Origin of the sequence: Plantibacter sp. T3, assembly GCF_902506515.1 — a bacterium.
Taxonomy (GTDB): domain Bacteria; phylum Actinomycetota; class Actinomycetes; order Actinomycetales; family Microbacteriaceae; genus Plantibacter; species Plantibacter auratus.
Window position 1 is genome coordinate 3041522 of record NZ_LR733286.1, and the last position, 25064, is coordinate 3066585.

The 25064-nt window shown below is 69.5% G+C and carries 23 protein-coding genes and 1 rRNA gene; 2 read left to right on the forward strand and 22 right to left on the reverse strand.

What is annotated here, in order from left to right:
• Positions 1–16: 16 nt before the first annotated feature.
• The 19 genes from der to tyrS all read right to left on the reverse strand — a co-directional run bounded on the left by der (position 17) and on the right by tyrS (position 20584).
• Positions 17–1525 (reverse strand): ribosome biogenesis GTPase Der, encoded by a 1509-nt coding sequence (der, locus tag GV015_RS14455; RefSeq protein WP_085514417.1) that lies wholly within the window; start codon positions 1523–1525, stop codon positions 17–19.
• The gene (gene cmk, locus GV015_RS14460) at positions 1512–2249 is read right to left on the reverse strand and encodes a (d)CMP kinase (RefSeq protein ID WP_159879002.1); all 738 of its coding nucleotides are present in this window, start codon (positions 2247–2249) and stop codon (positions 1512–1514) included. The genes der and cmk overlap by 14 nt, the downstream gene beginning before the upstream one ends.
• Positions 2250–2257: 8 nt before the next feature.
• Positions 2258–3358: a prephenate dehydrogenase gene (locus tag GV015_RS14465; RefSeq protein WP_159879004.1), complete on the reverse strand. Its 1101-nt coding sequence runs from the start codon at positions 3356–3358 to the stop codon at positions 2258–2260.
• Positions 3355–4176 carry a pseudouridine synthase gene (locus GV015_RS14470; protein ID WP_086475416.1) on the reverse strand — a complete coding sequence of 274 codons (822 nt, stop codon included), beginning with the start codon at positions 4174–4176 and terminating at the stop codon, positions 3355–3357. The genes GV015_RS14465 and GV015_RS14470 overlap by 4 nt, the downstream gene beginning before the upstream one ends.
• Positions 4142–4741 (reverse strand): SMC-Scp complex subunit ScpB, encoded by a 600-nt coding sequence (gene scpB / locus GV015_RS14475; RefSeq protein ID WP_159880311.1) that lies wholly within the window; start codon positions 4739–4741, stop codon positions 4142–4144. The genes GV015_RS14470 and scpB overlap by 35 nt, the downstream gene beginning before the upstream one ends.
• A 28-nt stretch (positions 4742–4769) precedes the next feature.
• Positions 4770–5624: a ScpA family protein gene (locus GV015_RS14480; RefSeq protein ID WP_159879006.1), complete on the reverse strand. Its 855-nt coding sequence runs from the start codon at positions 5622–5624 to the stop codon at positions 4770–4772.
• Between the two features lie 16 nt (positions 5625–5640).
• Positions 5641–6516, reverse strand: coding sequence for a ParA family protein (locus GV015_RS14485; RefSeq protein WP_071260744.1), 876 nt, complete (start codon positions 6514–6516; stop codon positions 5641–5643).
• 85 nt (positions 6517–6601) lie between these two features.
• The gene (gene xerD / locus GV015_RS14490; RefSeq protein ID WP_086475418.1) at positions 6602–7537 is read right to left on the reverse strand and encodes a site-specific tyrosine recombinase XerD; all 936 of its coding nucleotides are present in this window, start codon (positions 7535–7537) and stop codon (positions 6602–6604) included.
• Between the two features lie 3 nt (positions 7538–7540).
• Positions 7541–8179, reverse strand: coding sequence for an NUDIX hydrolase (locus GV015_RS14495; RefSeq protein WP_159879008.1), 639 nt, complete (start codon positions 8177–8179; stop codon positions 7541–7543).
• Complete coding sequence (locus GV015_RS14500; RefSeq protein WP_194718987.1) at positions 8172–9866, reverse strand: CTP synthase; 1695 nt, start codon at positions 9864–9866, stop codon at positions 8172–8174. The genes GV015_RS14495 and GV015_RS14500 overlap by 8 nt, the downstream gene beginning before the upstream one ends.
• An 86-nt stretch (positions 9867–9952) precedes the next feature.
• Positions 9953–11650 (reverse strand): DNA repair protein RecN, encoded by a 1698-nt coding sequence (recN, locus tag GV015_RS14505; protein WP_159879010.1) that lies wholly within the window; start codon positions 11648–11650, stop codon positions 9953–9955.
• The gene (locus GV015_RS14510) at positions 11647–12657 is read right to left on the reverse strand and encodes an NAD kinase (RefSeq protein WP_159879012.1); all 1011 of its coding nucleotides are present in this window, start codon (positions 12655–12657) and stop codon (positions 11647–11649) included. Before GV015_RS14510 ends, recN begins: the two co-directional genes overlap by 4 nt.
• A gap of 4 nt (positions 12658–12661) precedes the next feature.
• Positions 12662–13513 carry a TlyA family RNA methyltransferase gene (locus GV015_RS14515; RefSeq protein ID WP_159879014.1) on the reverse strand — a complete coding sequence of 284 codons (852 nt, stop codon included), beginning with the start codon at positions 13511–13513 and terminating at the stop codon, positions 12662–12664.
• Between the two features lie 3 nt (positions 13514–13516).
• Positions 13517–13675 (reverse strand): hypothetical protein, encoded by a 159-nt coding sequence (locus GV015_RS19055; RefSeq protein ID WP_162852287.1) that lies wholly within the window; start codon positions 13673–13675, stop codon positions 13517–13519.
• Between the two features lie 91 nt (positions 13676–13766).
• Entirely contained in the window at positions 13767–14768 is a 1002-nt protein-coding gene (locus GV015_RS14520) for an HAD-IIA family hydrolase (RefSeq protein ID WP_236555479.1), read from the reverse strand.
• A gap of 4 nt (positions 14769–14772) precedes the next feature.
• The gene (locus tag GV015_RS19195; RefSeq protein ID WP_236555480.1) at positions 14773–16158 is read right to left on the reverse strand and encodes a primosomal protein; all 1386 of its coding nucleotides are present in this window, start codon (positions 16156–16158) and stop codon (positions 14773–14775) included.
• Positions 16159–16311: 153 nt separating this feature from the next.
• Positions 16312–16428: ribosomal RNA gene (rrf, locus tag GV015_RS14530) — 5S ribosomal RNA — on the reverse strand.
• A gap of 876 nt (positions 16429–17304) precedes the next feature.
• Positions 17305–19221: a PQQ-binding-like beta-propeller repeat protein gene (locus GV015_RS14535; RefSeq protein ID WP_159879016.1), complete on the reverse strand. Its 1917-nt coding sequence runs from the start codon at positions 19219–19221 to the stop codon at positions 17305–17307.
• Positions 19222–19264: 43 nt separating this feature from the next.
• The gene (gene tyrS / locus GV015_RS14540) at positions 19265–20584 is read right to left on the reverse strand and encodes a tyrosine--tRNA ligase (protein WP_159879017.1); all 1320 of its coding nucleotides are present in this window, start codon (positions 20582–20584) and stop codon (positions 19265–19267) included.
• A gap of 168 nt (positions 20585–20752) precedes the next feature.
• On the opposite strand from tyrS, the gene GV015_RS14545 reads away from it, so the two are divergent.
• Together GV015_RS14545 and GV015_RS14550 are read left to right on the forward strand one after the other, a co-directional pair.
• Positions 20753–21385, forward strand: a complete 633-nt coding sequence (locus tag GV015_RS14545) for a DNA-binding protein (RefSeq protein WP_159879018.1) — start codon at positions 20753–20755, stop codon at positions 21383–21385.
• A complete protein-coding gene (locus tag GV015_RS14550; protein ID WP_159879019.1) occupies positions 21382–21981 on the forward strand; it encodes a hypothetical protein in 600 nt (199 codons plus the stop codon). Before GV015_RS14545 ends, GV015_RS14550 begins: the two co-directional genes overlap by 4 nt.
• Positions 21982–21990: 9 nt before the next feature.
• Here the strand turns inward: GV015_RS14550 and GV015_RS14555 are convergent, their stop codons facing one another.
• The 3 genes from GV015_RS14555 to argF form a co-directional block, all read right to left on the reverse strand.
• Entirely contained in the window at positions 21991–22608 is a 618-nt protein-coding gene (locus GV015_RS14555) for a DNA-3-methyladenine glycosylase (RefSeq protein ID WP_159879020.1), read from the reverse strand.
• A gap of 10 nt (positions 22609–22618) precedes the next feature.
• On the reverse strand, positions 22619–24049 hold the full coding sequence (gene argH, locus GV015_RS14560) for an argininosuccinate lyase (protein WP_137243205.1): 1431 nt from the start codon (positions 24047–24049) through the stop codon (positions 22619–22621).
• Between the two features lie 69 nt (positions 24050–24118).
• Positions 24119–25060, reverse strand: a complete 942-nt coding sequence (gene argF / locus GV015_RS14565; RefSeq protein WP_079707056.1) for an ornithine carbamoyltransferase — start codon at positions 25058–25060, stop codon at positions 24119–24121.
• Positions 25061–25064 lie beyond the last annotated feature (4 nt).

The following is a 25064-nucleotide window of genomic DNA, read 5'->3' on the forward strand; positions in this document are numbered from 1 at the left end:
GCACGGACGCGGTGGATCAGCGCTGGCGCTTCTCGCGGACGCGCATGTTGACGTTGATCGGTGTGCCCTCGAAGCCCCAGATCTCGCGCAGGCGACGGATCACGTAGCGACGGTAACCGGGGTCGAGGAAGCCGGTCGTGAAGAGCACGAAGGTCGGCGGGCGGCTCGCGGCCTGCGTGCCGAACAGGATGCGGGGCTGCTTGCCACCGCGCAGCGGGTGCGGGTGTGCCGCTGTGAGCTCGGCGAGGAAGGCGTTGAACTTGCCCGTGGGGATACGCATGTCCCACGACTCGAGTGCGACCTCGAGGGCCGGGACGAGACGCTCGAGGTGGCGGCCCGTCCGCGCGGAGATGTTGACGCGCGGCGCCCACGACACGTGCGAGAGGTCCTGCTCGATCTCGCGCTCCAGGTACTTCCGGCGTTCGTCGTCGAGCTGGTCCCACTTGTTGAAGGCGAGCACGAGGGCGCGACCGCTCTCGAGGACGAGGTCGATGATCCGCACGTCCTGCTCGCTGATCACCTCGGTGACGTCGATGAGGACGACGGCCACCTCGGCCTTCTCGAGCGCCGTGCTCGTGCGGAGCGACGCGTAGAAATCGGCACCCTGCGACAGGTGCACGCGACGACGGATACCCGCGGTGTCGACGAAGCGCCAGATCTTGCCGCCGAGCTCGATCTGCTCGTCGACCGGGTCGCGGGTGGTCCCGGCGAGATCGTTGACGACGACGCGCTCCTCGCCTGCGGTCTTGTTGAGCAGGCTGGACTTGCCGACGTTCGGGCGTCCGAGGATCGCGACGCGGCGGGGGCCGCCGAACTCGTCCTTCGCGACGGCCGAGACCTGCGGGAGGACCTTGAGGATCTTGTCGAGGAGGTCGGCGACACCACGGCCGTGGATCGCGGAGACCGGGTGGGGCTCGCCGAGGCCGAGGTTCCAGAGCGCCGCGGCCTCCGGCTCCTGACGGGCGTCGTCGACCTTGTTGGCGACGAGGAAGACGGGGCGTCCGGTCTTGCGGAGCAGCTTGACGACCTGCTCGTCGGTCGCCGTGGCACCGACCATGGCGTCGACCACGAAGATCACGACGTCGGAGAGGTCGATGGCGATCTCGGCCTGGGCCGCGACGGACGCGTCGATCCCCTTGGCGTCGGGCTCCCACCCACCGGTGTCGACGACCGTGAAGCGACGGTCGTTCCACTCGGCCTTGTAGTTCACGCGGTCGCGGGTGACACCGGGGGTGTCCTCCACGACGGCCTCACGACGGCCGAGAATGCGGTTCACCAGCGCGGACTTGCCCACGTTCGGGCGACCGACGATCGCCACGACGGGCAGCGCCGGCAGGAAGCGGATCTCGTCCGGGTCCTCCGTCGCGCCGTCGAGGATGTCGAGGTCGTCGCCCTCGAGGTCGTAGTCGGCCAGGCCGGAGCGGAGGGACGCGGCCCGCTGGGTCGCGAGCTCCTCGTCCATGTCCTGGAGGCGGTCCGCGAGGTCGTCGGGGCCTCCGTCGAACTGCTCGTCATCGTGAGCCATGGGAGTTCCTTGCTGTGAGGGATTCGGTGACGCGGACGACCGCGTCGACCGTCTCGTCGAAGTCGATGTGCGTGGAGTCGACCGTGGTCACTCCGTCCGCCGCGTTCATGAAGTCGACGACCCTGGAGTCCGCCCGATCACGCCGCTGCAGTTGTTCCGCGACGTCGCCGGCAGGGTGGCTCTCGAATTCCGCTGAACGCCTGGCCATTCTAGCCGCTTCGGATGCCGTGAGCAGGATCCGAGCCTGAGCATCCGGTGCGACCACCGTGGTGATGTCGCGTCCCTCGACGACGATGCCCGGGCGGTCGACGTCGGCGATGAGCGATCGGAAGGTCTCGTTGATCCACGCACGCACCTCCGGGACACGGGCGACCGCGGAGACGACGGCCGTCACGCGAGGGCCGCGGATCTCGTCGGTGACGTCGCGAGCCCCGAGCGTGAACGCGGTCACGTCCGGGTCGAGGGAGACGGTGAAGGCACCACCGAACGCGTCGAGCGAGCCGATCACCGCCGCCGAGTCCTCGGGGTCGACGTCCGCATCGAGCGTGTGGAGCGCGAGCGCGCGGTACCAGGCGCCCGTGTCGAGGTAGCGGTAGCCGAGCCGGCGGGCGACGGCCTTGCTCACGCTGGACTTGCCGCTGCCGGCCGGTCCGTCGATCGCGACCACGACGGGTGCGTCCGGCGTCGTCGACGCGTCGGTGCTGGTGGAGTGCTGTTCGGTCATGTCTCTTCCTATACTTCCGCGATGCGCCAACCGCGCGACTCGAGGTCGTCGACGGTGCGCTGCTTGACCTCGGGGAGGACCTGGACCTCCGCGAGACCGATGTTCGCGCCGGGCGAGTGCTCCAGACGCAGGTCTTCGATGTTGACGCCGATCTCGCCGAGCTCCGTGAACAGGGCGCCCAGCTGGCCGGGGCGGTCGTCGAGGAGGACGACGATGCTGGCGAACCGGCGGTTCTGGCCGTGCTTGCCGGGGAGCCGTGCGACGCCGGTGTTGCCGGCGGCGATCGTGTCCGCGATCGTGCGGCGAGCGCCAGGCACCTCCGGGTCCCGGAGCGCCGAGATGACCGACGCGAGGTCGGTGGACAGCTGCTCCAGCACCGGGAGGACCTCTGCGTGGTTGGCGCTGAGGATCTGGACCCAGAGCTCCGGCGCACTCGAGGCGATGCGGACGGTGTCGCGCAGGCCCTGTCCGGCGAGCTGGATGGCGCCCTCCTCGGCGTCCTGCAGCTGGGCGGCCAGGAGGCTCGCGACGAGTTGCGGCGTGTGCGAGACGAGCGCGACGAAGCGGTCGTGTTCGTCCGGCGTCATCTCCATCGGGATGGTGCCGAGGTCGAGCGCGAGGCCCTCCACCTGCGACAGCGCCCAGGCGGGTGTCTCGGCGTCGCGGCAGATCACCCAGGGGCGGCCGAGGAAGAGGTCGGCCCTGGCGGAGATCGCTCCCCCGCGTTCACGGCCGGCGAGCGGGTGGGAACCGATGTACCGGGTGAGGTCGACACCGCGCTCGAGCAGTGCCCGGTACGGTTCGAGCTTCACGCTCGCGACGTCGGTCACGACGGCGCGCGGGAACGCGGCGAGTTCGGCCTCGATGACGCGGGCGGTGACGTCCGGTGGGACGCAGATGACGACGACGGACGGGTCATCGGTGGGTTCCGCAGCTCGGCCCGCGCCGTAGTCGATGGCGAGGCGCAACTGGCTGGGCGACGCGTCGTCGAGGATGATGTCGACGCCCTTGGCACGCAGTGCGAGTCCGATGCTCGCGCCGAGGAGGCCGGCTCCGACGATGCGGACCGACCCCTGCACGCGCGCGGGCGCGGAGCTCAGGTCGCTCATGCCGTCGGCTCCGACGCCTCCGCTGCCGTACCGTCGGCCGCGCGGGCTTCAGGACCGTGTGCGCGGGCGATGGTCAGGATGGCGCCGAGTTCGTCCTTGCTCAGCTCGCGCAGCTGGCCGGATCCGAGGGTCCCGAGGTGCAGGGGGCCGAACTGACGGCGCACGAGGTCGACGACCGGGTGGCCGACCGCGTCGAGCATGCGACGGACGATGCGGTTCCGCCCGGAGTGCAGCGTGAGCTCCACGAGGCTGAAGCCGTCCTCGGTGCCGAGCAGGCGGGCCTTGTCGGCGGAGATCGGTCCGTCCTCGAGCTCGATGCCGGCGGTCAGCTTCGCGAGGACCTGCGCAGTGACCTTGCCGGTGACCTTCGCGATGTACGTCTTCTGCACGCCGAACGACGGGTGGGCGAGCACGTGCGCGAGGTCGCCGTCGTTGGTGAGGATGAGCAGCCCGCTCGTCTCGGCGTCGAGGCGGCCCACGTTGAAGAGCCGTTCCTCGTACTGCTCGGTGAAGCGGCGCAGGTCGGGGCGACCGCGGTCGTCCTTCAGCGAGCTGTAGATGCCCACCGGCTTGTTGAGCATGAGGTAGCGCTTCGAGGCGTCGAGCTGGATGGCGCTGCCGTCGACCGACACGAGGTCATGCTCCGGATCGATCCGCGAGCCGAGTTCGGTGACGACGACGCCGTTCACCTCCACGCGGCCGTCCTCGATGAGTTGCTCCGACACGCGCCTCGAGGCGACGCCGGCGTTCGCCAGCACCTTCTGCAAGCGGATGCCCTCTGATTCAGTGCTGGTCACTGTCGAATCCTTCCCGGCCATCGTCGAGCAACGGCGAGATCCGCGGCAGCTCCTCGATGGCGTTGATACCAAGTTGGGTGAGCAGGAGATCGGTGGTGCCGTAGTTGATGGCACCCGTCTCACTGTCGGTGAACATCTCCGTGATGAGTCCGCGCCCGAGGAGGGTGCGGACGACGGAGTCGACGTTGACGGCGCGGATCGAGGCGATCGCGCCGCGGCTGATCGGCTGCTTGTAGGCGATCACGGCCAGGGTCTCGAGTGCCGCCTGCGACAGCTTCGTCGGGTTCTGGGTCACGACGTAGTCGGTGACGAGCGCGTCGTAGTCGGCTCGGACGTAGATCCGCCAGCCGCCGCCGACCTCGCGGAGCTCGAACCCGCGTCGGACGCCACCGCGTTCGCCGTCGTAGTCGGCGACGAGTTCGGCGATGGCCCGTCGGACGGCGCCGACCGGGACGTGCACGGCGGCGGCGAGGTTCACGAGGCTCTGCGGTTCGTCGGCGACCATGAGGATCGCCTCGAGCGCACGCGGGACGTCCGGTGCGGGCACCGGCGCGGGCTCGGCCGGCAGGCCCTGGGCGGCGTCCATCGGCCGCTCGATCGACTCGGGTGTCGCGTCAGGCATCGTAATCGGCTCCCAGGTTGGCGAGGCTGTCGTCGTTCCAGGTCTCGGCGGTCCAGCGGAGCGTGAGCTCGCCGAGCGGTTCGATCTGCTCGAAGGACAGCGCGGCGTGTCGGTACAGTTCGAGCACGGCGATGAAGCGCGCGATGACCACGCCCTTCAGCCCCGCACCGGCCACGAGCTCGCGGAAGGTGTGGGACCCGCCGCGGCGCAGGATGGCGACGACGTGCGCCGCCTGTTCCCGGATGCTCACAAGCGGTGCGTGCAGGTGGTCGAGGCCCACGGTCGGCACCTCGCGCGGCGTGAACGCGAGCGTCGCGAGTGCGCCGAAGTCCTGCGCGGTCAGCGTCCAGACGAGTTCCGGGGTCTGCTGACGGTACTGCTCCTCCAGACGGACCGCCCGGAAGTGGCGCGCCGCCTCCAGGTCGAGGCGCTCCGCGAACCACGCTGACGCCTGCTTGAACGCGCGGTACTGCAGCAGGCGGGCGAACAGCAGGTCCCGCGCCTCCAGCAGGGCGACGTCCTCCGCGTCCACGAGCTCACCCTGCGGCAGCAGCCCCGCGATCTTGAGGTCGAGCAGGGTGGCCGCGACGACGAGGAACTCGCTCGCCTGGTCGAGTTCGTCGTCGGCCTCGAGCGTGCGCAGGTAGGCGATGAACTCGTCGGTCACGCGGCTGAGCGAGACCTCGGTGATGTCGAGTTCGTGCTTGCCGATGAGGGTCAGCAGGAGGTCGAAGGGCCCTTCGAAGCCCTCGAACGACACCCGGAACGACGGTGCCGGTGCGGGGTCGACGGGCGTCGCCTCAGCGGAGCGCGAGCCGGTGTCGCCGGCCGGAGGGAGGACGGCCACGGGCGTCCGCGCGGGATCAGGCGATCGCGCCACGGGAGATGAGCTCTCTCGCGAGCTGACGGTAGGCCTTCGCGGCGGCGTGCTCCGGTGCGAACTCGGTGATCGGGGTTCCGGCGACGCTCGCGTCGGGGAACTTCACGGTCCGGCCGATGACCGTCTCGAGGACCTTCTCGCCGAACGCGTCGACGACGCGCTCGAGGACCTCACGCGAGTGTAGGGTCCGGGAGTCGTACATGGTGGCGAGGATGCCGTCGAGCTCGATCGCCGGGTTGAGGCGGTCGCGCACCTTGTCGATGGTCTCGATGAGCAGCGCGACACCGCGGAGCGCGAAGAACTCGCACTCGAGCGGGATGAGGACCCCGTGGCTGGCGGTGAGGGCGTTGACCGTGAGCAGGCCGAGCGAGGGCTGGCAGTCGATCAGGATGACGTCGTAGTCGTCGGACACCTTACGGAGCACCCGGGCCAGGATCGTCTCGCGCGCGACCTCGTTGACGAGGTGGACCTCGGCGGCCGAGAGGTCGATGTTGGCCGGGAGCACGTCGAGACCCTCGATGGCGGTGTGCTGGATGACCTCGGCCGGGTCCTTCACGGTGCCGAGCAGCAGGTCGTACACGGTGTTGGAGTCGTGGGTGGAGATGCCGAGACCGGCGGACAGCGCACCCTGAGGGTCGAAGTCGACGACGAGCACCCGGCGGCCGTATTCGGCCAGCGCGGCGGACAGACTGATGGTGGTCGTCGTCTTGCCGACGCCACCCTTCTGGTTGCAGAGCGAGATGATGCGTGCCGGACCGTGCTGCGCCAGTGTGGGCGGCACCGCGAACTCACGACGCGGGCGGCCGGTCGGGCCGTTCGGGTTCAGTTCGGCGGCGGTCTTGCGCGCAGAATCCTGCACTGCGCTCGTGTGCTTCGTACCGGCCACCGGTGTTGCCTCGCTCCCGCTTGCTGTCGTTCGAGTGACGAGTCTACCGGGCCACGGGTCAGGCCTGCGGTGCCGCTCCGCCCGTGGTCCATCTGGCCCGGGGATGGGACTGCGTGTACACGTCGCGGAGGTTGTCGACCGTCACCAGCGTGTACAGCTGCGTCGTCGCCACCGAGGAGTGACCGAGGAGTTCCTGCACGACCCGGACGTCGGCTCCGCCCTGCAGCAGGTGCGTCGCGAAGGAGTGTCGGAGGGTGTGCGGCGAGACGTGCGATTCGAGTCCTGCGCGCTCGGCGGCGCGTTGGAGGACGAGCCACGCGCTCTGCCGGGACAGCCGCGCACCGCGCTGCCCGAGGAAGAGCGCCGGCGTGGACCGGCCGAGGCCGGAGAAGACCGGCCGGACGCGCACGAGGTAGCGGTCGACGGCGTCACGGGCGAAGCTGCCGAGCGGCACGATCCGCTGCTTGCCGCCCTTGCCGAGGAGCCGGACGATGTCGGTGTCGATGACGTCGTCGACGTTCAGGCCGACGGCCTCGGAGACGCGGGCACCTGTCGCGTAGAGCAGTTCGAGGAGCGCCTTGTCGCGGACGGCGAGCAGGTCGTCGCCGTCGGTCGTCTCGAGCAGCGCGCGGACCTGGTCGATCGTGATCGCCTTCGGGAGCCGTCCCGGGAGCTTCGGCGGGCGGACCTCGCGCGCGACGTCGACCTCGACGAGCTGTTCGTCGAGCAAGAACCGATGAAGACCACGGATCGACGACAGCACCCTGGCGAGCGAGGACGCGCGCACCGGCTGCCCCTCCGGTGTCCGGAGCGACGCCGTGTACTCCGACACATGCGCGGCGGTGACGGCCGGTGCCTCGACGACGCCGTGCGCGCCGAGCCAGGCGAGGTAGCCCTCGAGATCCCGCCGGTAGGCGGCCTGGGTGTTGGCCGACAGGCCGCGCTCGATCGCGATGTGCCGCAGGTAGTCGGCGACCGCGCGATCGAGCGCCACGCCTCAGGCTCCGCCCGGCCCGATCGTGGAGTCGCCGCTGTCACGCAGCGTCGACCACCCGCGATCGCGAGCCGCGGCGGCCGTGAGGACGCCGAGCATCAGGATCGAGTTGTGGAGTCGGCCGTCGAGCACCGCGGCCACGGCGTCGTCGAGAGGCACCCACTCCACGAGGATGTCCGCCTCCTCCTCAGCACGGGCGAAGGCCTCGGCTGTCGCGGTGAGGTCGCGCGCGAGATAGATGCGGATCGACTCGTTGCTGCCACCGGGCGTCGTGTAGAACTCCGTCAGCAGCTGGAGCGAACCGGCGACGAGGTCGGCCTCCTCCTCCAGCTCGCGACCCGCGGCAACAGCCGGGTCCTCCCCCGCGATGTCGAGCAGGCCGGCCGGCAGCTCCCAGTCGCGCTCGCCGATCGGGTGGCGATACTGCTGGATGAGCAGGACGCGCTCGTCGGCGTCGAGCGCCAACACCGCGACCGCACCGGTGTGGTCGACGAACTCGCGCACGACCTCGCCGTCGCCGTAGCGGAACGTCTCCCGACGGATGTCCCAGACCTTGCCCGCGAACGCGCGCTCGGAGGACACCACCTCGACGGGGTGCGACTCGTCGCGCAACGACGCGGCGTCGGCGATCGACTCAACCATTGGCGACGTCGAACAGGCGGCTCGCCTGCTGGCGCTCGAGCGAAGCACCGACGAGGCCGGCGAACAGCGGGTGCGCGTGGTTCGGGCGCGACCGCAGCTCGGGGTGCGCCTGCGTCGCGACGTAGAACGGGTGCACCTCGCGCGGCAGTTCGACGTACTCGACCAGCGTGCCGTCGGGCGAAAGCCCGGAGAACTGAAGGCCGGCGTCCGCGATCTGCTGGCGGTAGCCGTTGTTCACCTCGTAGCGGTGACGGTGGCGCTCGGACACCTCGTCCGCACCGTACAGCTCGGCGACGATCGAGCCCTCGTCGAGCTTCGCCGCGTACAGACCGAGGCGCATCGTGCCACCGAGGTCGCCGCCGGCGATGATCTCGACCTGCTCGGCCATCGTCGCGATGACGGGGAACTGCGTGTCGGGGTCGAACTCGGAGGAGCTGGCGCCCTCGAGCCCGACGACGTTCCTGGCGTACTCGATGACCATGCACTGCAGGCCGAGGCAGAGACCGAGCACCGGAATGCCGTTCTCGCGGGCGAACTTCAGGGCACCGAGCTTGCCCTCGATGCCGCGGATGCCGAAGCCACCGGGGACGCAGATGCCGTCGACGTCGGCGAGCGCCTTGATCGCTCCCTCGACGGTCTCGCAGTCGTCGGACGGGATCCACCGGATGCTGACCTTGGTGTCGTGGGCGAAGCCGCCGGCCTTGAGCGCCTCGGTCACCGACAGGTAGGCGTCGGGCAGATCGATGTACTTGCCGACGAGGCCGATGGTGACGGCGTGCTTCGGGTGGTGGACGGCCTCGAGGAGGTCGGCCCAGCCGCTCCAGTCGACCTCGTTGGTGACGAGACCCAGGCGGTCGGCGATGTACGCGTCGAGGCCCTGGTCGTTCAGCATGGTGGGGATGTCGTAGATGCTCGGGACGTCGACCGCGTTCACGACCGCGTCCTCGTCGACGTCGCACATGAGCGCGATCTTGCGCTTGTTGCTCTCGGTCACCGGACGGTCGCTGCGGAGCACGAGTGCGTCGGGCTGGATGCCGATGGACCGGAGGGCCGCGACCGAGTGCTGCGTCGGCTTCGTCTTCTGCTCACCCGAGGCGCCCATGTACGGCACGAGCGAGACGTGGACGAAGAACACGTTGTTCCGGCCGAGCTCGTGGCGGATCTGACGAGCCGACTCGATGAACGGCTGCGACTCGATGTCGCCGACCGTGCCACCGATCTCGGTGATGATCACGTCGGGCTGGGGCGTCTCGGAAGCCTGCAGGCGCATGCGGCGCTTGATCTCGTCCGTGATGTGCGGGATCACCTGCACGGTGTCGCCGAGGTACTCGCCGCGACGCTCCTTGGCGATCACGGTCGAGTAGATCTGACCCGTCGTCACGTTCGCGGCCTGGCTCAGCTCGATGTCGAGGAACCGCTCGTAGTGGCCGATGTCGAGGTCGGTCTCGGCGCCGTCGTCGGTCACGAAGACCTCGCCGTGCTGGAACGGGTTCATCGTGCCCGGGTCGACGTTGAGGTAGGGGTCGAGCTTCTGCATGACCACCCGGAGCCCGCGCGCCGTCAGCAGGTTGCCGAGGCTGGCTGCGGTGAGCCCCTTGCCCAACGAAGAAACGACACCACCAGTCACGAAGATGTGCTTGGTCGTGCCGTTGGAGCCCGAGACGATGCCGTCGATCGGAGAGTTCAGGTTGCCCGCTTCAGAAGTATTCACCACGGGCTTTTATCCTACCATCCAGTTCGGGTTCATGTGTCGCTTCCTTCGCGGTCGCGTCGTCAGGAGGCTGCGAGGGCGAGCAGTTCGCGGGCGTGGGCGAGGCCGCTGTCGGACTCCGCGAGCCCGGAGAGCAGCCGCGCCATCTCCGCCTCCCGCTCGGCGCCGACGAGCTGGCGCACGCTCGACGCGGTCACCGAACCGTCGCCGCCCTTGACCACGCTCAGGTGGTTGTTGGCGAAGGCCGCGACCTGCGCGAGGTGGGTGACGACGATCACCTGCGAGCGCTCGGCGAGAGCCGCGAGGCGACGGCCGATCTCTATCGCCGCGGCTCCGCCGACACCGGCGTCGACCTCGTCGAACACGAAGGTGGGCACGGGGTCCGCGCCGGCGATGACGACCTCAAGGGCGAGCATCACGCGGGACAGCTCTCCACCCGAGGCGCCCTTGCCCAGCGGTCGGGGCTCGGCACCGGCGTGCGGTCGGAGGAGGAAGGCGATCACGTCCTTGCCGTGCAGGGTGAGGTCGTCGCGATCGGACACCTCGACGACGAGCTCAGCCTCGGCCATCGCGAGCGAGCGCAGTTCCGCGCTCGCGGCTGCGCCGAGTCGAGCGGCGGCTTCGACCCGGACGGCGCTCAACGTCGCGGCAGCGGCGTCGACCTCCCCGGAGAGTCGTTCGACGTCGCCCTCGAGCTGGGTGATGCGGTCGGAGTCGCCGTCGAGCTCCATCAGGCGGGTGCTGCCCGTCTCGAGCAGGTGCAGGACATCCTCGGGCGCCGGGCCATACTTCCTGGCGAGCGTCGCGAGGGTGGCCCGGCGCTCCTGGACGACCTCGAGTTCGCGAGCGCCGTCCTCGTCGAGTCCGGCGAGGTAGCTCGAGAGCTCGGCGGCGATCTCCGCGGCCAGGTAGCTCGCGTTGGCGACACTCGCGGCGATCGCGCCGAGGGCGGGATCGTGCACCGAGGCCCGGTCGAGCTGCCGCCGCGCGCCTTCGAGCAGTCCGACGACGTCGCTCTCCTCGCCGGCCTCGGCCGAGACGAGCTCTCGGGCGCCGGCCGCCGAGAGGCGGAGCTCTTCGAGGTTCGTCAGTCGATCTGCGCGCTCGGCGAGCTCGGCGTCCTCGCCGGGCTGTGGGTCGGCCTGCTCGATCTCGGCGAGCGCGACGCGCAGCTGCTCGGCCTCGAGGAGTCGCGTGTCGCGCTCGTTCGTCAGGGTCTCGAGTTCCGTCCGCAGCTCCAGGAGCTCCGTGTAGCACCGCTGGTAGTCGCCGAGAGCACGCTGGAGCGGTTCGCCGGCGAAGCGGTCCAGGGCGTCCCGCTGGGCCGGCGCGGCCCGCAGTCGGATCTGATCGGACTGCCCATGCACGACGACGAGCTGCTCGCCGAGTTCGGAGAGGATCCCGATGGGGGCCGTGCGGCCACCGACGATCGCGCGGCCGCGGCCCTCGGCGGTCACGATCCGACCGAGCAGCAGCTCTGCGGCATCACCCGCGGGATCGAGGTCTCCCCCGGCCTCGCGGACGCGCTCGGCGACCGCGCCGTCGCCCGGCACCAACCAGCGTCCTTGGACACTCGTCTGCTTCTGGCCCGCTCGCACGACGCCGCTGTCCGACCGCTGTCCGAGGAGCAGCCCGAGGGCGGTGACGACCATCGTCTTGCCTGCGCCGGTCTCGCCCGTTACGGCGGTGAAGCCGGGACCGAGCGGGAGTGTCCCGGACGCGATCACGCCGAGGTCGCGGATCTCGATCTCCTCGATCATGCGGTGCCCTCCTGATCGCTGTGGTGTCGGGTGGCCGTGGAGGCCGGGAGGTGGATCGTGCCGGTCATCGGCTCCTCGCGTCCGATGGGGCCACGCCAACCGGTGACCGGTAGCCGGAACTTGTTGACGAGTCGATCGGTGAAGGTGCTCTCGTGGAGGCGTGCGAGGCGGACCGGCACCGAGGAGCGTCTGACGACCACCCGGGCGCCCGGCTGGAGGTCCTTGGCCCGGCGGCCGTCGCACCAGAGCACGCCGAGGCCGTCGGTGCGTTCCAGCACCTCGACGGCGAGGGACGACTCGGGGCCGACCACGAGCGGCTTCGCGAACAGGGCGTGCGCGCTGAGCGGGACGAGGGTGATGGCCTCCACCGACGGCCACACGACCGGGCCGCCCGCCGAGAAGTTGTAGGCGGTGGAGCCGGTCGGCGTCGAGATGACCACCCCGTCACACCCGAAGGAGGAGAGCGGACGCTGATCGACCTCGATCACGACCTCGAGCATGCGCTCGCGGCTCGCCTTCTCGACCGTGGCCTCGTTGAGCGCCCACGTCTCGTAGACGACCTCCGCGCCGACCTTGACCCGGACGGAGAGCGTCATGCGCTCCTCCACGAAGTAGTCGCGACGCACGACGCGTTCGACCGTCTCGGCGAGGTCGTCGCGCTCGCTCTCGGCGAGGAAGCCGATGTGACCGAGGTTCACCCCGAGCAACGGCGCCGCCGATCCTCGCGTGACCTCGGCCGCTCGCAGGATCGTGCCGTCGCCGCCGAGGACGATCGCCAGTTCGATGTCGCCGAGGGAGACCTCCTCGTCGAGGATGGAGACGACGTCGAGATCCGGGTCGACGGCGATGAGGTCGGCACGCTCCAGCGCGCTGAGGACCGGGCGGACGCCCGCCTCCAGGAGCAGTCTGGACACGAGCACGGCGGCATCGCGCGAGTCGTCGCGGCCGGTGTGCGCGACGACCAGGATGTTCCTCGCCGCGACCGCAGGATCGGTGGAATGTGCCATCGGGTTACGCTCCAGCCATCGAGGTGATCTGCTGCATCCATTCTGTCGGATTGGTTCCGTGCTCCGCCGATATCCACACCACGTACTCGCGGTTGCCGTGGGTGCCGACGATCGGCGACGGGATGAGCCCGGCCGTCCCGAGCCCGAGGTCCCAGGCCGCCCAGAGGACGCCTGCGACGGCGTCGGCACGGAGCGCGGGATCGGTGACGACGCCCTCACGGACGCCACCACGACCGACCTCGAACTGCGGTTTGACGAGCAGGACGAGTTCCGCCGGTGACTCGACGACCGAGACGAGTGCCGGGAGCACCTGCGTGAGGGAGATGAACGAGAGGTCGCCGACCACGAGCGACGGACGCTCGTCCAGGCCGGTGAGCTCGCTGAGCTGCTCCGGCGTCAGGAAGCGGACGTTGCACCCCTCGACGACCCGCACCCGCTCGTCTGCTCGGAGCTGCGGCACGAGCTGGTCGTGCCCGACGTCGAGGGCGATCACCCGACGCGCCCCACGCTCGAGCAGGACCTGGGTGAATCCGCCGGTGGAGGCGCCTGCGTCGAGGACGAGTGCGTCGTCGACGACGACCGGGAAGGCGTCCAGGGCGGCGAGCAACTTGTGGGCGGCTCGACTGACGTAGTGGTCGGCGCCGGCGACGACGACCCGAGCATCCGGGTGGACCCGGTGGGAGGCCTTCACGATCGTGCGGTCGTCGACGCTCACGAGCCCGTCGGCGATGAGCTGGGCCGCATGGGTCCTGGAGCGGGCGAGTCCTCGCGCGGCGAGGGCGGCGTCGAGGCGGGCGGGCTGCGCGGCGGCGTCCGGCGAATCGGCTGCAGCCGGCGGTTCGGGTGTGTTCTCCATGCGCTACGCCGAGGTCTTCGGCGAGTCGCTCCCCTCGAGCGTCGCCCGCAGTTCGTCGACGAGCTGGCTGTATGCGGCGGCCCGCTCCTCGAGCGGCTGCTCGTCGATGAGGTGGACGCGGGACACGAGGCCGTCGGTCGGGTGCTCCGGTTCGTTCGTCACAGGGCAACCCTACCGGCCGCCGCCGTCGCCGCCCCCGGGAACCGCTGTGGGCGAACACCCGCGGTGAACCGCGCCTCCCGAGGGGTGGGCATCACTCCGCGTACAGGCGCTCCGGGACGTTGAGCCCGTAGATGGCACGGCCGGACGCCCAGATCGCGGCGCACGCGGCACGCAACAGGTCGATCCGGGACGGGCCGTCGGACTCCACCACGACGTCGTTCCCACGGATCCGCACCGTGGCCGCACCGACCGTCGCCGCCTTGCCGTCGCGCGACATGGTGGTGGCCGGATACGGCTCGTGCAGCTGCCGCAGGTCCTCGAGGATGAAGGTCGGCCGGGAGTGCTGGTCGGCCGCGAGGACGTGCTTGGCTCGATCGATGCCGGTCAGGACGAGAGCTGACGCGATCCCGGCGCGGTTCGCGCCGAGGATGTCGGTGTCGAGTCGGTCGCCGATGAAGAGCGGCTTCGATGCGCCGAAACGCGCCTTCGCCTCGTCGAAGATCGGTACCTCCGGCTTTCCGGCGACGGTCGCCAGACGGCCGACCGCCGTGTGGACGGCCGACACCAGCGTTCCGTTTCCCGGAGCGATCCCACGAGCTTGCGGGATGGTCCAGTCCGTGTTCGTCGCGACCCACGGCAGCTCGGAACCGTCGGCGGTCGGCGTCTGCAGCGCGAACGCCGCTTCGGCCAGCTGCGACCAGCCGACCTCGGGAGCGAAGCCCTGGATCACCGCAGCCGGCGAGTCCTCAGCCGAGCGGGTGACGACGAAGCCGCCCTTCTCGACCTCGTCGACGAGCCCGGCGCCACCGACGACCAGGATCGTCGACCCGGCGGGCACCAGGCCCGCCAGCAGTCGGACCGCGGCCTGTGGGCTCGTGACGACCTCTGCCGGCGCGACACTGAGACCGAGGTCGGTCAGGTGCTGCGCGACGGAGGCGTCCGTCCGGGAGGCGTTATTCGTGATGTATCCGACGCGAACGTGCTCTGCCGCCAGGTTCAGCGACTCCACCGCGTGCGGGATCGGGTTCGGGCCGGCGTACACCACGCCGTCCAGATCCGCGAGGACCACGTCGACGCCGTCGAGCGGGGTCACGGGCTTAGGCCTTCTCGTCAGCAGCGGACTCACCGGACGGCTCCTCCCCAGGCTGATCGTCGGATTCGGGGGCGACAGCTGTGGGTGACTCGGGTTCGTCGTCGAACTCGAGGAACTCCTCCACGACCACCATCGTCTCGCCCTCGTCGTCCGCAGCGGACTGCTCAAGCGCTTCGGAAGCGATCATCGCCCGGTCGTGCCAGACGGCCGCCTCCTCCTCGCGACCGAGCACCTCGAGGGTCTCGGCGTACGCGTTGAACAGCGCCGGGCTGTAGGAGAACGCACGCTTCGGGTCGAGCTGTGGGATCTGGAGCTCGAGCAGCGCGTCCTCGGTCTGCCCGAGGTCGAGCCGGGCACCCGACATCGCGATCGCGAGGGCGACGCGGACCGGCACGTCGAGGGTCGAGCGATCGACGGACCGTCCGAGTTCCAAGGCACGCTCCGGACGGCCGACGCCGCGTTCACTGTCCACCATGAGCGGCAGCTGGTCGTCCTTGCCGGAGATACGGCGATAGGTCCGCAGCTCGCGAAGCGCGAGGGCGTAGTCGCCGGTCTCGTACGCGGTGATGGCGAGGGTCTCGCGGACCATCGCGATCCGGCCGGCCCGACGGGCGGCGGACATCGCGTGGAGGTGGGCCAACGCAGGATCGCTGTCGATCAGTCGCGCCGCCATCGCCAAGTGCTGCGCGACGCCGTCGGCGTTCTCCTTGCTCAGGGTCTTCAGCTCGTTCCGCGCACCCTTGTCGAGGTCCTGCGGCGTGACGTCGTCAGGGATCTCCGGGTCGTCGTGACGCGGACGGATCGACTTGAGCTCGAACGCGATGCGCTCTTCCTCGGTCAGCTCGCGCTCGCGTCGGAACGCGTCGCGGTCGCCGCGGGCCGGAGCGCCATCGCGCGTCCACAGCTCGCGTCCACCGCTGTCGCGCCCGCGGTCGGGACGGCCACCACGCTCAGAGGAGTGTCCACGGTCGGTCCGGTTTCCGCGGTCCTGACGATCTCCGGAGGACGGACGGTCACCACTGCGTGCGGGACGGTCGGACCGCTGCGGACGATCCCCCGACGACGGACGATCCTGCTGCCAGGCGGGACGGTCCGAGCGCTGCGGTCGGTCGCCGGACGCCGGGCGGTCCTTCTGCCAGGCAGGACGATCCGAACGCTGCGGACGATCCCCCGATGACGGACGGTCACCACTGCGTGATGGACGGTCGGATCGCTGCGGACGATCCGTGCGTGGACGATCGCTCCTGGGCGCATCGGATCGCTGCGGGCGGTCGGTGCCGCGAGCACGATCATCGCGCCGTGGAGCACCACCGTTCCCACGGTTGTCACCGGAAGATCTCGGAGGACGTCGCTCACCCTTGTCGGGCTGGTCTGCTGACTGGTCACTCACGATGATCTCCACGGTGCTCGGACGCCGTCACCCGGCGTCAACCTACTGTTGAATTCTTGTCCCACGGTACCCGTGAAACGACGACTCCACGCACAAAGCGTGTTAACGCAAAATGGCCACCCAAGAACCTTGGGTGGCCATTTCAACGAAGAAGTCCGGCGGTGTCCTACTCTCCCACAGGGTCCCCCCTGCAGTACCATCGGCGCAAAGAGTCTTAGCTTCCGGGTTCGGAATGTGACCGGGCGTTTCCCTCTCGCTATGGCCGCCGAAACACTATTGATGTATCAAAGTGAACAAGCAAACCAACACGCTGTGCGAACACAGTGGTGTTGTTTGCGGGTTCTCGACCGTACATCGAGAACCACTCANGTACCGGTGGTGGGACTCGAACCCACACGTCTTTCGACAAAGCATGTTGAGTGCGCCCGGAGGGCTTTCCCACTCGTTCGCGGTACCGGTGGTGGGACTCGAACCCACACGTCTTTCGACAAAGCATGTTGAGTGCGCCCGGAGGGCTTTCCCACTCGTTCGCGGTACCGGTGGTGGGACTCGAACCCACACGTCTTTCGACAAAGCATCATTTCGCGCACCATGCCACCGGAATAGGTGAACACGATGCAAGTTTGAAACTGACAGAACAAATCATTACTGACTTGCTTTGTTTTGTTTAAATGTTTTCCAAAGGAATCTCTTACAACATCAACCAACCGAAAAGGAAGGCATCAATTGCACGAGGTTTTTGGCATTTGACATTGTGCACGCTGTTGAGTTCTCAAGGATCGGATGCTCCTGCCTTTGGCCATCACGACCGCCCTGCAGGGCAACTTCTCTAACTTACCACTTCTTCGGTTCTTGTCAAGTCGAACCAGGAGCTGATCTGAGTGGACAGGAGTCCGTCTGATCCTCACCGCTTCGATGACCCGAGAGCTGGGAAGTTCCAACCTAGTCTTGAAGTGAGACGATCTCAAGTGTGAGTTTGACTCACGTGGAGATGCTCGGCTTTTGGCTGGGTATCAGTCCCACTTGAGGCCGGGAAGCTCTTCCGCTTCCCGCACCTTTGGGGTGACGAGTGATTACTCTACGCAGACCGCCAGGGGCTGGCAAATCATCGCTGCATCCCGGGCGTGTCGCCCGGATCCACGCGCTTCAGTCGCGATCGGTGTCACCGATGCCGAGGACGGCCGCTGAGCCGGAACCGGCCGCGACGACCGTCGCGACGGCGAGTGGGCTTCCGCCCCAGGCGGTGAACGAGTACTCGTCTCCGGCGGAGTCGACCGACCAACTGCGCTCGCCCGTGGTCGCGTCGATCCCGACCAGCGTGCCGTCGAGCGTGAGCAGGAGGGTCCGATCGCTGTATCCGACGAGGCTGCCCTCGGCGTCCTGCTCCTCGTATCGGATCTCACCGTCGCGAGCGCCGACCCCGGTGTATTCGCCTTCGCCGTCACCGAGCATGATCGTGTCGCCCACGGTGTAGGCGCCGTCCCAGGTGCTCGTCAGTCCGCTGCGCCACTCGACCTCGCCGGATCGCGGGTCGAGGCGGCGGACCCGCTCCCCCGACTGGTCGGCGACGACCAACAGCCCGCTCGCGTCGAGCACCACCGGCAGCGCCCCGGTCGCCTTCCAGCGCTCGGCGCCGGTGCGGTCGTCCACCCCGCGGATCGTGGTGTCGTTGCCGGAGTAGTCGATCGCGACGAGATCGCCGCCCACCTGCTGGTAGTACCAGGAGAGGTCGCCCTGCCAGTCGATGGTCGATCCGTCGTCGAGCGAGTAGACCGCACCGTCGTAGAAGAGCTTGTCGCCCGCGGTGGTCGCCCGCTCGCCGGCGTCACCGCTGACCTCCCAGACCGGGTCGGTCAGGTCCGTCGACCGGTAGCGGCCGACCGTCCCGGTGCCGTCGGCCGTGGTCGACGAGATGAGCAAGTCACCCTCGAGCCCCGGGACGAACGCCGCCGGCGCGGCGAAGTCGGCGAAGCCGATCCCCTCGACACTCGAGTGCTCTTGCGAGGTGGAGACCACGTGCCCGTCGCGACGGCTCACGGCGACCATGAGGTCACCCTGGCTCAGCACGATCGCGGCCGCATCCGGTGGGGAGACGACCACCGGTGCGTCGAAGCGGTCGAACTCCGGAGAGAGCTCGGTGACGCGACGGTCCCAGAGCGTGTGGCCGTTCGCCGTGTTCACCAGGGAGACCACCGTCTCGCCCGGAGCGTCGTCGAGGGCCGTCTGATCCAGTGGCCGGTCGGTCGACCACACGAGCAGCGCAGTGTTGGGGCTCGCGGTGTACCCGTTGAGGTAGAGCTCGTCGCCCGCGGCCACCTCGTCGTCCAGCGGATGCGCGAGTTCCCATGTTCCGACGGTCGGCTTCGTCGGGAGGTCGCGGAGGAGCGCGAGCCCCTCGACGCGGTGGGGAACGGCCGCGACCACGATGAGCACGACCGCGACGATCGCAGCGACCACGGCGAGTGCGAGTCCGCCGAGGAGGAACCATCGTCGGCGCGAGGGGGTCCGCTTGGCCGTGGTGGGCAACGAATCAGGGTGCCAGAGGGCGCGGGGCGCGGTCGCGGTCGCGGTCTGTTCCCCCGGTGCCTCCCCCGCGGCGCTTGCCGAAGCCGGCCCGGCCGCAACGGCTGTCGCCGCATGCAGAGCCGACGCCGGGGCCGGGTTGGTGGACTCAGCATCTGGAACCGGTGTCGGCACGGCGATCGCCGGGATCGACGTCGCGGTATTGGCGGGCGTGGGCTCAGTGGTGTCCACGTCCGGCGACGGCAGTCGATCGGCTTCACCCGCGGGGGCACCGGTCTCGACGTGGGGTGCATCGGTCTCGACGAGGTCGCCGTCGTCGGCCGGCGTGGGCCGGTCGTCCGTCGACTCCGACTCGGGCTCGTCCGCCGATTCGTCCACCGGCTCCGGCTCTGCCGCCTCGGCCTCGGCCTCGGCCAGGGTCTCCACCGTCGACAGCTCGCCCGTGCGCAGCGGCAGCATGGCCCCACAACTCGGGCACACACCGTCGCGACGGTCGACGATCTCGGTCCCGCACGCCTCGCAGAGCTGCACTCGGAGCATCCCCTTCAGGTTCGATGACGACGACGATGCCGTCGTCGGCGGATCAGGCGGGCGCTCCGTCGAGGAACAGCCCGGCGAGGGTGCGCTTGCCGCGGCGCAGCACGGCCACCCCGCCCGTGAGGAACCGGTCGTCCAGGGTCGCGTCGACGTCGTCGATCTTGCGGTTGTTCACCGAGACGCCTCCCTGGGCGACCGCGCGTCGAGCCTCACCGAGGCTCGAGCACAGCTCCGTGTCGACGAGCGCCTGGATGACGAGCGTCTCCGCGGCCACCCGCGCGTTCGGCAGCTCCGTGACGGCCGACCGCAGCGTGTCCGCGTCGAGTGCGTCGAGTGCGTCCAGATCGCCCTGACCGAAGAGCGCAGCCGACGCGGCGATGGCCGCATCCGTCGCGGCGACCCCGTGGACGAGCGCGGTGACGGCGTAGGCGAGGGTCTTCTGCGCCTCACGCTTGAACGGTTCCGACTCGGTCGCGGCCGCCAATCGCTCGATCTCCACCCGATCGAGGAACGTGAACACCTTCAGCCGGGCGATGACGTCCGCATCGTCGGTGTTGACCCAGAACTGGTAGAACGCGTACGGGCTCGTCATGCTCGGATCGAGCCAGACCGCGTTGCCTTCGCTCTTCCCGAACTTCGTGCCGTCCGAGTTCGTGATCAGCGGGGTCCCGATCGCGTGGACAGTGGCCCGCTCGACCCGGTGGATGAGGTCGGTGCCGCTCGTGAGGTTGCCCCACTGGTCGCTCCCGCCGGTCTGCAGGACGCAGCCGTATTCGCGGTACAGCTCGAGGTAGTCCATCCCCTGGAGGATCTGGTAACTGAACTCGGTGTAGCTGATCCCCGCCTCCGAGTTGAGGCGGGCACTGACCGCGTCCTTCTTCAGCATCGTGCCGACGCGGTAGTGCTTGCCGATCTCCCGGAGGAAGTCGATCGCGGAGAGCGGTGCGGTCCAGTCGAGGTTGTTGACCATGCGCGCGGCGTTGTCGCCGTCGAAGCTGAGGAAGCGTTCGATCTGCGCGCGGAGCGATTGCACCCACTCGGCGACGGTGTCCGGCGTGTTCAGCGTGCGCTCGGCGGTCGGTCGTGGGTCGCCGATGAGGCCGGTCGAACCGCCGACGAGCCCGAGCGGGCGGTGTCCGGCCAGCTGCAGCCGACGCATGACGAGCAGCTGGACCAGGTTGCCCAGGTGGAGGCTCGCAGCCGTCGGGTCGAACCCGCAGTAGTAGGTGATCGGCGCTCCACCGAGCAGACGCTTCAGCTCCTGCTGATCCGTCGACACGTGGACGAGCCCGCGCCAGACGAGTTCGTCCCAGACGTCCTCGAAGGTCGGATCGTTGCGCTGGTCAGGAAGAGCGAGGTTCGACACGCTTGCAAGGCTATCAGCGCGGCATCGGCTGCTGGATCGGGCGCATCGGCACCGGCGCGATCGCGGCGACCACGACGTGCAGGAATTCCTCTCATTCGTCAGAGTTGTGGAAATACCTGCATGTTGCGACTAGGGTGATCGAACCGAGCCACCGCCGAGAGGAGAGCCGTGTACGTGCTGACCGTCGATCAGATCGCGAGCCGGACCGGCCCTGATCGCGCCGCCGGTGTCATCGAGTCGATCAACGACCGGTTCCCGGACCGCCTGCTCCTCCAGGCCGAACGCACGGCGGGCGACGAGTTCCAGCTCGCCACCGAGGACGCCGAGGTCGCACTCGGCATCGCACTCCACCTCCTCCGGGATCGCGGCTGGAGCGTGGGCATCGGACAAGGCGACGTCCGGCGTCCGCTCCCCGATTCGACCCGAGCCGCGACCGGTCAGGCCTTCTACGCCGCGCGGGAGGCCGTCACGCGGGCCAAGCGCGCGCCCTTCCGGTTCGCGCTCGAGGCGGCCGACCAGCAGGGCGGCGCCGACGTCGAAGCGCTCATCGTGCTCCTCCTCCACCTCCGCGACCGGCGGACCGCCGGCGGATGGGAGGTCGCCGACCTGCTCGCGGCCGGCGTGACCCAGTCCGAGGCAGCGGCACGACTCGGCATCACCGAGAGTTCGGTCAGTCGCCGGGTCGCGGCCGCCGGAGTCCGAGCCGAAGCCGCGGCGACCACCGCGCTCATCCGCCTCCTCGCGAAGCTCGACCAGGACGCCTCCGTGCACCACCCCGACGACCGAAAGGACGAGCGATGAACCTCGTCACGCTCACGCCCATCACCTGGCCGACCGTCATCGGCCTCCTCGGAAGCGCGCTCGTCTTCCTCCTGCTGGCCCGGGTGCTGAGCGCGCGTCTCGCGGATCGTCTCATGGTCGTGGCGGCTGCCCTCATGGTGATCGGGGCCCTCCTGGTCGCGCTCGTCCCCTCGGTTCCGCCGACCGGTCCGGCACTCGTGCTCCTCGGCGTCTTCGTCCTCGCCGTCGCGGTCGCCGGCGGTGGTCCGGTCGCCTCCTTCGTCCTCGCCCTCGCGACGAAGGGCAGCGTCGCCCCCGGGATCCACGGCGGCATCCTCGTGGAGCACCGGAACCCGAGCGCCTCGCAGGTCGTCGGACGTCCGATCGAAGTGCTGCGCGGCGGGACCGCGATCGGGATCCTGGAACGGCTCGCCCTCGTCGCCGCGTTGTTCTCCGGCTATCCGGAGGCGATCGCGGTCATCGTCGCGGTGAAGGGTGTCGGACGCTTCACCGAACTCGACTCGGCCGAGGCTCGCGAGCGGTTCATCATCGGCTCGCTCGCCAGCCTCCTCTGGGCTGCCGGGGTGGCGTCGATCCTGCTGCTCGCGCGAGGCTGAGTCGGCGGGTCAGTCCACGGCCCTGGGCGACCGGCGGTAGGGCGAGACGGTCGTCTCCCCCGGCAGCACGAACCGCCACGGGTAGGCGGCTCCCCCACCGACCCCGCTGACGCCCGTCCGCGGACCGGTCGCCGAGGCGAGCGGGCGCTCGGGCAGGAGCAGGTCGAAGGGCGGCTCGGCGAGATCGTCACCCGACTGGTCGAGCGCGATCCCGAGCGCCACGGTGAGCCGCGCCGGTCCTCTGGCCAGGTTGCGATCCGGCACCCGTTCACCGCGTCGCATCCGCGCGAGCTCCAGCCCCGCGACGACCTCGCCGGCGCGCAGGAGGACGGCCGACGCCGTGCCGACCGGTGAGCACACGACGTTGATGCAGACGTGCATGCCGTAGCTGAAGTATGCGTACAGATGTCCGGGCGGACCGAACATCGGACTCGTGCGCGGGGTCGGACCACGGTGCGCATGGGATCCGGGATCCTCGCCGACCCCGAGATAGGCCTCGACCTCGGTGAGACGGACCGACACGGTGCCCTCGGGCGTCGTGTGGGACAGCACCGCTCCGAGCAGCGCGGGCGCGACCTCGAGGGCCGATCCCGAGGTCAGCGCCCGCAGCGGACCGGCCGTCGTCATCGGACCCCGTCTAGAGCGAGAGGGCCTGCGACAGCGCGCCCACCCGCCCGACGAGCGTCACGAGCTGGTCCTGGACCCGCTCCGGCGCCGTCCCGCCGGCGCCGAGTCGGCTGCCGATCGAGCCGTCGACGGTCAGGACGCTTCGCACAGCCGGCGTGAGGTGCTCCGAGACACCCGCCAGGGCGGCGTCGTCCGGTTCGTCGAGGGCCAGCCCGCGCTCCTCGCAGTACCGCACGAGCTCGCCGCTGATCTCGTGGGCGTCGCGGAAGGCGACGCCCTGCTTGACGAGCCACTCGGCGACGTCCGTCGCGAGGGAGAACCCCTCCGGTGCCAGCTCGCGCAGCCGTGCCGTGTCGAAGCGGAGCGTCGCCACCATCCCGGTGAACGCCGGCAGCAACACCTCCAGCTGGTTCACGGAGTCGAACACCGGCTCCTTGTCCTCCTGCAGGTCGCGGTTGTACGCGAGCGGCAGCGCCTTCAGCGTCGCCAGCAACCCGGTCAGGTTCCCGATGAGTCGCCCGGACTTCCCGCGGGCGAGTTCGGCGATGTCGGGGTTCTTCTTCTGCGGCATGATGCTCGAGCCGGTCGAGTAGGCGTCGTCGAGGGTCACGAACCCGAACTCACGGGTGTTCCAGACGATGATCTCCTCGGCGAACCGGGACAGGTTGATCCCGATCAGCGAGGTGATGAACGCGAACTCGGCGACCACGTCGCGGCTGGCGGTGGCGTCGATCGAGTTCTCGGTCGGCCGGTCGAGCCCGAGCTCATGCGCGACGAGCACCGGGTCGAGACCGAGGGAACTGCCGGCGAGCGCTCCGGAACCGTACGGCGAGGCGCTCGCCCGGGCGAGCCAGTCGCGGAGCCGTTCCAGGTCGCGGGTGAGCGGCCAGGCGTGCGCGAGCAGCTGGTGGGCGAGCAACACCGGCTGGGCGTGCTGCAGGTGCGTGCGGCCGGGCATCACGGCGTCGGGGTGCGCTTCGGCCTGGGAGACGATCGCGTCGATCAGGTGGATGACGTCGCGGGCGATCACCCGTCCGTGATCGATGAGGTAGAGGCGCACGAGCGTCGCGATCTGGTCGTTCCGGCTCCTGCCTGCACGCAGCTTCCCACCGAGTTCCTTGCCGGCCCGTTCGACGAGCCCGCGTTCCAGCGCCGAGTGGACGTCCTCATCGCTCTCCGCCGCGACGAACGTCCCGTCGGCCACGTCGGCGTCCAGGACGTCGAGGGCGGCGAGCATCCCGCGAAGCTCGTCCTCGTCGAGGTACCCCGCCGACGCGAGCGCCTTCGCATGGGCACGGGAGCCCGCGATGTCGTATGCGGCGAGGACCCAGTCGAACTGTGTGGACTTGCTCAGACGGGCGAGTTCCGGCGACGGTCCGCTCGCGAAGCGTCCACCCCAGAGGGCCCCGGATTCGCCTGCTCGGTTCTGCTGATCTGCCACGATGGGCCTCCTGTACTGCTGGCGTCCGGAGTGCTCCGGACTGGTCGGTCGGCCGCAGCCGGGGAAGGGTCAGGCCGCGGGGCCAGCGTGCTGCTGCTCGAGCAGCCACACGAGCAGGGCCTTCTGCGCGTGGAGGCGGTTCTCCGCCTCGTCCCAGATGATGCTCTGCGCCCCGTCGATGACCTCGGCCTCGACCTCGAAGCCGCGATCGGCTGGCAGGCAGTGCATGAAGACGGCGTCGGACGCTGCGAGCCCCATGAGCCTGCGGTCGACGCGGTAGCCGCCGAAGATGGCGACGCGTTGCGCCTTCTCGTCCTCCTTGCCCATCGACACCCAGGTGTCGGTGATCATCACGTCGGCATCCGCCGCCGCAGTGTCGGGGTCGGTGGTCACGAGCACGGAGCCGCCCGTCGTCGCGGCGATGCGCTCCGCGTCGGCGACGACGTCCGCAGCCGGGGCGAACTCGGCCGGGGCGGCGATGCGGACGTGCATCCCCGCCGTCGCACCGGCCAACAGGTAGGAGTGGGCCATGTTGCTCGCACCGTCGCCGAAGAACGACATCGTCAGACCGGCCAGTTCGCCCTTGTGCTCGCGGATCGTGAGGAGGTCGGCGAGCAGCTGGCACGGGTGGAAGTCGTCGGACAGCGCGTTGACGACGGGCACCGTCGTCCCGGCCGAGATCTCCTCGAGACCGGACTGGGCGTAGGTCCGCCAGACGATCGCCGCGACCTGACGTTCGAGGACACGAGCGGTGTCGGCGGCCGTCTCCTTGCCGCCGAGCTGACTGTTGGCCGTCGAGATGATGAGCGGTGATCCGCCGAGGTCGGCGATCCCCACGGCGAAGGAGACGCGTGTCCGAGTCGAGGACTTGTCGAAGATGACCGCGACGGTCTGCGGGCCTTCGAGCGGCTTGCGCGACCAGCGATCGCGCTTCAGCTCGGTGGCGAGATCGAGGATCTCGGCCTGCTCGGCCGGGCTGAGGTCGTCGTCGCGGAGGAAGTGACGGGTCATGGCT

Coding starts and splice junctions, on each gene's coding strand:
- GV015_RS14535 (WP_159879016.1), bottom strand. CDS start 19,221: ATGCTCCGAGTGCAGCTCTGCGAGGCGTGCGGGACCGAGATCGTCGAC.
- der (WP_085514417.1), bottom strand. CDS start 1,525: ATGGCTCACGATGACGAGCAGTTCGACGGAGGCCCCGACGACCTCGCG.
- GV015_RS14510 (WP_159879012.1), bottom strand. CDS start 12,657: ATGGCACATTCCACCGATCCTGCGGTCGCGGCGAGGAACATCCTGGTC.
- cmk (WP_159879002.1), bottom strand. CDS start 2,249: ATGACCGAACAGCACTCCACCAGCACCGACGCGTCGACGACGCCGGAC.
- GV015_RS14465 (WP_159879004.1), bottom strand. CDS start 3,358: ATGAGCGACCTGAGCTCCGCGCCCGCGCGCGTGCAGGGGTCGGTCCGC.
- GV015_RS14550 (WP_159879019.1), top strand. CDS start 21,382: ATGAACCTCGTCACGCTCACGCCCATCACCTGGCCGACCGTCATCGGC.
- argF (WP_079707056.1), bottom strand. CDS start 25,060: ATGACCCGTCACTTCCTCCGCGACGACGACCTCAGCCCGGCCGAGCAG.
- recN (WP_159879010.1), bottom strand. CDS start 11,650: ATGATCGAGGAGATCGAGATCCGCGACCTCGGCGTGATCGCGTCCGGG.
- GV015_RS14515 (WP_159879014.1), bottom strand. CDS start 13,513: ATGGAGAACACACCCGAACCGCCGGCTGCAGCCGATTCGCCGGACGCC.
- GV015_RS14495 (WP_159879008.1), bottom strand. CDS start 8,179: ATGGTTGAGTCGATCGCCGACGCCGCGTCGTTGCGCGACGAGTCGCAC.
- scpB (WP_159880311.1), bottom strand. CDS start 4,741: ATGGACGCCGCCCAGGGCCTGCCGGCCGAGCCCGCGCCGGTGCCCGCA.
- GV015_RS14470 (WP_086475416.1), bottom strand. CDS start 4,176: ATGGCCGGGAAGGATTCGACAGTGACCAGCACTGAATCAGAGGGCATC.
- GV015_RS14555 (WP_159879020.1), bottom strand. CDS start 22,608: ATGACGACGGCCGGTCCGCTGCGGGCGCTGACCTCGGGATCGGCCCTC.